Raw genomic sequence first — 9,962 nt, forward strand, 5'->3', positions numbered from 1 at the left:
TATTTCTGGAATTCCTGGCCCAAAGAAAGCCGCAGTCTTTATCTTTTATTTATAGGAGGATTTATTTTATCCATTCTGTGGATGAGCTTTCAGTATCTGGAAGGGCTCCACAGCTACCTTGATTGGAATATTCTGGCTGAAGCTGATAAAACGAGTGTACTGATAGATACATTTAAAATTGGTCCTTTCAATCTTACTCAAAATGTGGAGAGTACTTATTTTCTGCAAAAATATGACGGTACAGCACCGCTTATTTCAGCAACGGACTACTACCTTTTTCTGATAGTAGTAAGTATTTGTGCTTCGGCATTAATTGCTGTAATAAGCACCTTTAATAAATTCTGGTATTTTATTGGTGTAGCCTTATTTACATTTTTTCTGGTAAGCTTAAAACTGGAGTTATTGCTTCTTTTTGATAGCAATGAGAAAATTGGTTTGATAGCAGCCATTCTGTTTTACTTACCTCTCTCATACCTATTCAATAAAATCTGGCCTGAAACATCCTTAATTAAACGCGTTGGTGCTTTTTTTCTAGCCACTTCAGTTTTGGTTTTATTCTTTTATTTTACTGCTTACACACCACAACCATTTTTCTATTTAGCCACTTCACTCAACTCGTCAGCTACAGTGTTAAGCCTTGTATTCATTTTTACAGTAGGGCACGAAATAGTGGCGGGCTTTGCTTATCTTCTATTTGGCTCGGGAACCACCACTACCAAAAATGGCACTGTTCACTTCTTGATTATTAGCATTGTGTACCTAACCAATGTAGTGCTTGCCTACTTACATGAAGCCAACCTGGTAGATTGGAATATATTTTACATTGATATCTATCTTCTACTCAGCGTAAGCGCCATACTTGGAATTTGGGGCTTCAGGCACCGCGAAAATCAATATGATTTTGCCTTAAAATTTGCACCGGCCGGTGGTATTCTTTATTTGATTTTCGGGATTATTTGCTTCTCAACTATCGCTCATTTTTACAACATAGGAAATGATGCAGGACTGGAAATTTTTAGGGATTTTATCCTATATGCACACATGGGCTTTGGATTTATTTTCATCCTGTACACACTGGCAAACTTTGCAGGACTCTTAAAAAGCAAGCTGGCCATCTACAAGGTTATTTATAGACCGACAAACATGCCCTATTTCACCTTTAGATTTGCTGGTTTAATTGTAGTGATTGCATTTTTATTAAAGGCTAATTGGAAGGTGCCTGTTTTTCAGAATTCTGCATCCAATTACAACAGTGTGGCAGATTATCACTATTCAAATGGTGAAAATTTGTTGGCAGAACGCTATTACAGAGAGGCCAGCGAATATGCTCTTTACAATCATAAATCTAACTATGCCATTGCGCTCATTAATAACCGAATGAATAATGAGGAGCGAGCTATTACCCGATATAAAGAAGCGATAAAAAAGTACCCTAGTCCACAAGCATTTATTAACCTGGCCAATATTTATAATAATCAAAACCGGTTTTTCGATGCGCTCTTTACGCTGCGCGATGGGCAAAAGCTTTTCCCTGAAAGTGCCGAATTACATAACGCATTAGGCCTGCAATATGGCAAAACCAACGTAATAGATTCGGCCATTTACTTTTTGGATAAGGCTGCTTCACTCAATCCTGAAAAAGGAAGTGCCTCGAGCAATATTTTAGCGTTAATTTCCGCTAACGATTTATCGATTGATGTGGACTCTGTTTTAAAGGAATACCAGGTAGAGGCGAATCCTGTTAGCCTGAACAATACCTTAGTACTAAGTAACAAAAATGGGAAACTCAAAAGCTTAAACTACAGTTTTGCTGATTCAGCTTTATCTACCATTGATATTTCCATTCTGAGCAATCAGGCTATTAATAATTTTTACGGTGCCGACACCTTCAACACAGAAGCATTAAAGGCTTATGCAGAATATGAAAGAAATTATGTAGCCAGAGAAGGGCTGGATTATCTCTATTGCCTGCACCAGTATAGAAACAAAGAAGTGCACAAAGCATTTAGAAAATTAAATTGGATTGCCAGCACACGCGAGAAAATTGCGGCCAAATATTTTGATGATTTAGGTCTATGGGCTTTAGAGCAAGAGGCTCCGCAGGTGGCAGCCCAGTATTTTCAATGGTCTTTAGACAGAAATTACGAAGAGGCACGATTTCATTTGGCCATTGCACTTTCAGAAATGAATCATGAAAATGCACCATTGGCATGGAAGGATTTAGCAACTAACGGTGACGCTGAATTACAATCCATTGCTAATAAAATGTATGGGTTAACATCAGAAGACTTAGCCCCTGATGCCACCGACTATGACAAAACCCTATTCGCCAGGTATAATTTTGATTTTAATGACACTACTGCATTCAGAGAACTTGTGAAAGAAATCAAGGACCCTAATTATAAGGCCAGTGCAATACTTACTATGTGTAAAAAATTATGGGAAAGAGAGTTGATAGAAAGCACGATCAATATTTATAGCCTTATTGAAAATGTAGCTATTACGGATAAAAAGTTATTTGAAGACATTCAATTCTTCGAGCTAAACATGCTTGCATACCAAGGCCAGATTCGCGATTTAGCCAAAAAGATTAACCAAGGCGTTGAGTTTGGGCCAGATCGGTTTATGGAAAAGGCACTTTATACCGGGCTCATTGCATTCTCAAGTGGTGACTCTATCATGGCCAAAAAGCAATTTGAGATTCTTGGTCATAGAAACCCATTTTATGAAGAAGCAATTATTTCATCGGCTGAATTCACAAGTCTAACCGATAAGTTTAAAGCTTACAACATGCTTTTAAATGCCACAGAAATTAATCCTCACTCCCTCAAACTATTAAAAGCCTACATCTATCATTGTGGTAGAATAGAACAAGAAACGTACGCTCAATCAGCGTTAGAGAAGCTAAGAACAATGGTGAACAATAAAGACTATACCGCAATAAAATCTAATTACGAGAAAATACTGGAAGAGGCATCAAATGCCTGGTAACTGTTTTTCGTACAATTTAAAAATTTAACTTTGTCGCTTTATTAATTAAGAGATTATGGAATTAAAGAAAATAGCCCTTAACGATTTACATGAAAAGCTTGGTGCTAAAATGGTGCCATTTGCCGGTTACAACATGCCTGTGCGTTATAGCTCAGATATAGAAGAGCATATGACAGTGAGAAATGGTGTTGGGATTTTTGATGTATCGCACATGGGCGAATTCTTAATTTCAGGCCCTAATGCCTTAAGTCTTATTCAAAAAGTTACTTCTAATGATGCCTCTACACTAGAAATTGGCAGGGCTCAATACTCTTGTTTGCCTAATAATGATGGCGGAATTGTTGATGATTTGCTGGTGTATCAAATGAAAGAGGAGCAGTATCTCTTAGTTGTAAATGCTTCTAATATTGATAAAGACTGGAATTGGATCTCATCTAAAAATGATGTTGGGGCAGAAATGAAAAACATTTCTGATGACTTTTCACTTTTTGCAGTGCAGGGACAAAAGGCCGTTGAAGCCTTGCAGAAGTTAACGTCCGTTGATTTATCTGCAATTAAATTCTATCACTTTGTGGTGGGTGATTTTGCCGGAGCTGATCATGTAATTATCTCGGCAACAGGTTATACCGGTGCCGGAGGTTTCGAAATATACATGCATAATCATCATGCTGAAATGATCTGGAATAAAATTATGGAAGCTGGTAAAGAGTTTGACATTAAGCCTATTGGACTGGGAGCAAGAGATACCCTGAGAATGGAAATGGGCTATTGCTTATATGGCAATGATATTGATGATACCACCTCTCCTTTAGAAGCAGGCTTGGGTTGGATCACCAAATTCACCAAGGATTTCACCAACTCTGAAGCTTTAAAGAAGCAAAAAGAAGAAGGCGTTTCAAAAAAACTTATTGGTTTCAAAATGATTGACCGAGGCATTCCGCGTCACGATTATGAAATTCAGGATGCTGATGGAAATACTATAGGAAGAGTAACTTCAGGCACACAATCGCCAGTACTTTCTCAGGGTATTGGTATGGGGTATGTAAAAACTGAATTTGCTAAACCAGAAACCGAGATTTTTATAGCTGTTAGAAACAGAAGTTTAAAGGCGGTGGTGAGTAAGTTGCCTTTGATTTAAGAGACCGGATTTGGTTGGTAGGTTGATGAGGATTTCGTCAAGGAATAAAGGGATGCCGGATCAAGTCCGGCATGACAATTACTTTAAACCCCGCTGTCATTGCGGACTTGATCCGCAATCCTGACCTTAAAACGATACCCGGTCATCAAATTTTTAATGCTTATAACACCCTTACTAAGCCTCGGAGGCTTAGTAAGGGTGTTGTCGCCTTTCCCTACAGTCCCTTAAGTACTTACAGGACTCACATTTACCAACTCACCAATTGATAAAATTCTCTTCGTGCTGCTATAAAATAGTTCTTGACCACGGAAGTGTTGTTTGAGTTTGATTAGTCAATTATACTCCGAATGTTGAGGTAAGTTGAAAAAATAGTGTTAAAATAAGTTAATCAATATAGAGATGATCAATAAATTAGTTTGTTTCAGAATAAAAATTATTTTTGACGTAGACTGCCTAGAGCATTCTACTAAGAACTTACATAAAACCTAAATACAGATTGCCGCCATGTTCAAAAACATGACAATTAAGAAAAAGATGATGTTTTTCATCTTAGGTCTTACCGTAGTCATTTATTCAATAACCATTGGATATACTATCTACAGCCTGCGAGATGAGGCCATTGCCGAAGCTAAAAAATTAGCTGATACCTATGCTTCAGATAAAGCCAATGACATCAAAGCCAAGCTGGATGAGGATATGGCCATTACAAGAGCCATGACTCTCATCATGCAAGATTATGTAGACCTACCGACTGATCAGCGTGAAAAAATGCAGTTTCAGCTAATGAAAAGCATTTTAGAACAATACCCTAAGTATGAAGCGGTGTGGATGAGCTGGCAATTAGAATACATAGATACTGCCTGGACGAAGGAATATGGTAGATTAAGTATCAACTGCTATTGGGATAATGGAACAATAAAAACATCACAGGAAAAAAAGGATTTAAATGGATTTGTGCTCGATGGGCTGTATTATAGACTATTAACTGAGAAAGTGGAAGTACTAACAGAACCTTATGAGTTTGATTCGTATGATTTAGACAATGGCGGTACGCTACTAGCCGTTTCGCCTACAAAAACGCTGCTCGATGATAATGGCACCGCGTTAGGTGTGATGGGCATTGATATGTCGCTTGAAGAATATAGCAAAATGACCACCATTGAAGGTTATGAGCATGGTTACGCCTTCTTGGCTTCAAATAATGGAACCATTGTAGCGCATAAGAATCCAGAATATTCGAATAAGCCATTGACTGTATTAGACTATTATGAAGAGTTAGATATTAATTTAATGGAGTTGGTTCAAACTGGTGGCAAAGGATCATTTACAATCTACAGTGAGGAATTGCAGGACGATGCCTATGTATCAATTGCGCCTATACCGGTAGGCAGATCAAATGCCCCATGGTCAGTAGGTATAATCGTGCCTTACTCTGAAATCACAGGCTCAATTAATACTACTTTCTGGTTTATGATTGTTGTTGCTTTGATAGGTTTAAGCCTACTCACACTCGTAATCCTCAGAATTAGTAATGACATTGTAAGTTCTCTTGAGAAAACCAGTGCCTTATTAAAAGACATTGCCAGAGGCGATATTAACATGAGCAACAAGCTGGATGTAAATAGTAAAAACAGATTAGGGCAAATGTCTAGTTCAGTAAACACCTTAATGGATGAACTGAACAAAAAGGCTACATTCTCCAAACTTATTGGTGAAGGAAATTTAGATGCCGATTTTGAGGTATCAAGTGAAGATGATGTGTTGGGTAATTCACTTCTTGAAATGCGTAATAGCCTGAAAAATGCTAAGAGTGAAGAAGAGAAAAGAAGATGGACCAATGAAGGGTTAGCAAAATTCGCTGATATACTTCAATCCGATTCTGAAAATCTGGATGCCTTATGTTCAACAATTATCAGCAACCTTGTCAGCTATACCAAGGTAATTCAGGGTGGCATTTTCCTTATTAATGATGATGATCCTAACGACAAATACATACAACTCAAAGGAGCTTATGCCTATGAGCGTAAAAAGTGGATTGATAAGCGAATAGAAATGGATGAAGGTCTTGTGGCTCAATCTATGAAAGAGCAGAGCTACATCTACCTAAAGGAAGTTCCGCAAGACTATGTGAATATTACGTCAGGATTAGGAGAAGCTAAGCCTAACATTATTTTAATTGTGCCATTAATGCTCAATGGTGAAGTTTTTGGTGCAATTGAATTGGTTTCGTTTAAAGAGATCCCAACCTATCAGATCGAGTTTCTTCAGAAATTAGCTGAAAATATCGCATCAACTGTATCGTCTGCTAAGATCAACAATACCACTAAAAAGCTATTAGAACAATCCAAAATACAGGCAGAAGACCTACAAAGTCAGGAAGAGGAAATGCGCCAAAATATGGAAGAGTTGCAAGCCACTCAGGAAGAGATGATACGAAAGGAAAAAGAGTATGTGAGCAAAATTGAGGACTTGGAACGAAAACTGGGTAATCAGAAGAATTAATCATTTAAAATTGTAGCCTAAGTTTAGCCTATGAAAACGGTTGACGTTTGCCTTAGCCCTGATTTGATACATCTGTATGATGTTACTGACAAAGTAGTAGTAGTAGTAGACATTTTAAGAGCAACATCTTGCATGACGGCAGGTTTGGCGAGCGGAGTAAAAAGTATTACTCCATTCGAAAACCTTGAGCAGTGCCAGCGAATGAAATCGGAAGGCTACTTAATTGCAGGTGAACGCAACGGTGAAAAAGTAGATGGCTTTGACCTCGGCAACTCGCCTTTCGACTATATGGATGAGAAGGTGAAAGGCAAGAAAGTGGCTGTCACCACTACTAACGGTACTGTTGCCATAGAAAAATCCAGAAGGTCTATAGAAGTTATTATTGGCTCTTTTCTGAACATAAGTAGTGTGGCCAATTATGTACTAGCTCAAAAGCAAAATGTGCTAATACTTTGTGCCGGCTGGAAAGGTAAAGTTAATCTTGAGGACTCACTTTTTGCGGGGGCTCTTGTGGATAGAATCATAGACCAATTTGATTATGAAACGGACGCTCCATTATTGGCCCGGTCTGGATATTTGCAAATGAAGGACGATTTACTGGGCCAGATTAAAAACTCCTCGCACGCCCGAAGGTTGAACAGACTCAATGTTATTAAAGACATAGAGTATTGTCTGACCGAGGATGAATTCAATGTTGTTCCCCGATTAGTTAATGGCGAATTGGTAGCTTAAAAGCTCATAAACGAAGATTTTGATTTTATTTTACTATTAGTTCTTAAAAATAGAAACTAATATTGAATACTTCCGTATAGTTGTAGCATGAAGGGATATTTAGGTGAATTTGAAGAACTGGTTTTGCTTACCATTGCTACACTTGGAGGAGATGCTTACGGTGTAGCCATCAAAGAAGAAATTCAAAAAAGAGCTAATCGTTCTATTAGCATTGGAGCCTTGCATTCTACCATTTCAAGGTTGGAAGACAAAGGATATTTAAAATCTCATTTGGGTGGTGCCACGGCAGAGCGAGGCGGAAGAAAAAAAAGATTCTTTGAGCTAACTGCAGATGCAAAAGAAGGACTCACAGCCATGAAAGAACTTCGTGATTCTCTTTGGAGTGCATCTCAAGTAAACCTCAATATCTCTAAATGAATAATTCAAAAATACATCCTCCAAAATCCGCTCAGTGGCTACTATCTAAATTTTGCCCATCAGAATTTATAGAGGATATACTCGGTGATATGGAAGAAGAGTTTATCCATAACCTCGATGAATCTTCTCCATCTAAAGCCAAAATACAATACTGGAAAGATACATTAAGCCTTCTTTTCTCATACGCATTGGTCAAGCGGAGAAAAGATCATGCTACCCATACATTTTCAAAAACTCAAAATAATTTACCCATGCTAAAAAACTATATAAAAGTAGCTCTTAGAAGCCTTGCCAAACAACGACTTTTTACCATAATTAACATATTAGGCCTGTCAGCAGGAATGTCAATAGGAATTCTATTCATCACCATGATCTCATTTGTAGATACTTATGACAGCTTCCACGAGAACGGGTCGCGCATTTATCGGATAATTACTGAGACTGATAAAAAGGTTAGAACCAAAGACTGGGCTTCTACACCCGTTCCACTAGCCCAGCTATTAAGTGACGATTATTCTGGATTTGGAAAGCTAGTTAGAATAAATAATACGCTCAATGCCGAAGCAGAATACAATAACAAAACGCTTCCTATAAATGGGTTGTTTGTCGATAACAACTTTCTAGAGGTATTTTCCTTTGACCTGCTGTCAGGTGAAAATGATTTAAAGGATCCATCTACTATTCTCATTACCGAATCCTTCGCCAAGAAAATGTTTAATGAAGAATCTCCGTTAGGTAATATCATAGATATGGGTGATTTAGGCGAGTTTACCATTAGTGGTGTTATTAAAGATGTTCCTAAAAACTCACACATGTGGTTTGAGGCATTGCTCCCACATCAGGTGTTTCTCGATAGGGCTCGGTATGAAACTGCCGCCACCAACCCAAAAGCCTGGACTGAGTTTTATAACAATTATCTTTACCTCCTATTACCTGAGAATAGTAACATCGCGGCATTAAACAGCACACTTGAAGAAATATCTCTTCAGAAATATAAATCCATGAATGCCTATGATGCCAAATTCAAACTACAGCATTTATCAGAAATAGCCATGGGCAGCGATACAGGCGATGAATTAGGTACATCCTGGGGAATTGAAATTTATCTGATTAGTATAAGTATTACATTGCTCATACTTCTGCCAGCATGCTTTAATTACACCAATATTTCTACTGCGCGTGCATTAGGAAGAGCCAAAGAGATTGGTATGCGGAAGGTCGTAGGGGGAGTTAAAAAACAGATCTTCCTACAATTTATTCTAGAAACGGTAATTATCTCACTCGTTTCATTAGTGGGTGCTTATGCAATTTTCATGTTTATAAGAGTAGAGTTTCAAACAATGCTGGTTGCAGGTATCACTTCAATGGATTTTAGCATAACTACATTGAACTTACTTTACTCTATACTATTTGCTGTTCTTACTGGCGTTCTTGCAGGTATTTTCCCAGCAATTCACTTTGCAGGCATCAAGCCAATTGCTGCACTCAAAAAAACTACAACCTCCCAACTTTTCGGCAAAGTCAATTTTCAGAAAACACTACTTGTTATTCAGTTTGCCCTGTCATTTGGATTTATAATGGGTGTAGTAGTTTTTATCGATCAATACAGAACAGCCGTTAATTATGATCTGGGCTTTGCACAGGAGAATATTCTAGATATAGATCTGCAAGGTGTTGATCCGGAAATATTAAGAACTCATTTGGATGGAATGGCGGCCGTCACTCAGGTATCTATGTCATCATCTATCCTTGGTGTTAATTCTGGAGAGACCATTTGGCTACCCCATAAGGACGATTCTACAGATGTAACCCAAATGTATATTGACCATAACTATTTCGAAAATCTAAAATTGGAGTTGATTGCCGGAAAACCATTTGAATCCTCATTTTCAAACAATGAACAGTTTGTTATTGTGAATGAACAGTTTATTCAAAATCGCGGCATTGATAATGCGACCATGGCTATTGGTCAACCTATTCAAATGAATGACAGCACCGAATTAGTGATTTCAGGGGTGATGAAAAACTTTCACTTCAAAAACCTTTCACGCAAAATTGAACCACTCATTTTCAGATATAACAAAGAGCACTTTAGGTATGCCAATGTCAAGCTCTCATCAAATGAGGTAGCACAAACTATTAGCGATATTGAAAATAAATGGAAAAAATTGAGTCCATTAAA

Annotated in this window: 6 protein-coding genes; all 6 read left to right on the forward strand. The window is 37.9% G+C overall.

Features of this window, described 5'->3' with window-relative positions; all coding sequences use genetic code 11:
• The coding region (locus RLO81_RS11290) for a tetratricopeptide repeat protein (RefSeq protein ID WP_350111539.1) at window positions 1–2,991 on the forward strand (2,991 nt) is incomplete at its 5' end.
• A 55-nt stretch (window positions 2,992–3,046) separates the two neighbouring features.
• Entirely contained in the window at window positions 3,047–4,129 is a 1,083-nt protein-coding gene (gcvT, locus tag RLO81_RS11295; RefSeq protein ID WP_350111541.1) for a glycine cleavage system aminomethyltransferase GcvT, read from the forward strand.
• A 516-nt stretch (window positions 4,130–4,645) separates the two neighbouring features.
• On the forward strand, window positions 4,646–6,631 hold the full coding sequence (locus tag RLO81_RS11300) for a cache domain-containing protein (RefSeq protein ID WP_350111543.1): 1,986 nt from the start codon (window positions 4,646–4,648) through the stop codon (window positions 6,629–6,631).
• A 30-nt stretch (window positions 6,632–6,661) separates the two neighbouring features.
• Complete coding sequence (locus tag RLO81_RS11305) at window positions 6,662–7,363, forward strand: 2-phosphosulfolactate phosphatase (RefSeq protein WP_350111544.1); 702 nt, start codon at window positions 6,662–6,664, stop codon at window positions 7,361–7,363.
• Between the two features lie 87 nt (window positions 7,364–7,450).
• Window positions 7,451–7,780, forward strand: coding sequence for a PadR family transcriptional regulator (locus RLO81_RS11310; protein WP_350111546.1), 330 nt, complete (start codon window positions 7,451–7,453; stop codon window positions 7,778–7,780).
• Window positions 7,777–9,962 (forward strand): ABC transporter permease (locus RLO81_RS11315; protein WP_350111548.1); only part of this gene is annotated, 2,186 nt, incomplete at its 3' end. The genes RLO81_RS11310 and RLO81_RS11315, both read left to right, overlap by 4 nt.

It is taken from the genome of Fulvivirga sp. (assembly GCF_040220315.1).
Classification (GTDB): Bacteria; Bacteroidota; Bacteroidia; order Cytophagales; family Cyclobacteriaceae; genus Fulvivirga.

Bases quoted from the DNA above. Each gene is read 5' to 3' on its own strand.
- RLO81_RS11310 (WP_350111546.1), top strand. From the start codon at position 7,451: ATGAAGGGATATTTAGGTGAATTTGAAGAACTGGTTTTGCTTACCATT.
- gcvT (WP_350111541.1), top strand. From the start codon at position 3,047: ATGGAATTAAAGAAAATAGCCCTTAACGATTTACATGAAAAGCTTGGT.
- RLO81_RS11305 (WP_350111544.1), top strand. From the start codon at position 6,662: ATGAAAACGGTTGACGTTTGCCTTAGCCCTGATTTGATACATCTGTAT.
- RLO81_RS11300 (WP_350111543.1), top strand. From the start codon at position 4,646: ATGACAATTAAGAAAAAGATGATGTTTTTCATCTTAGGTCTTACCGTA.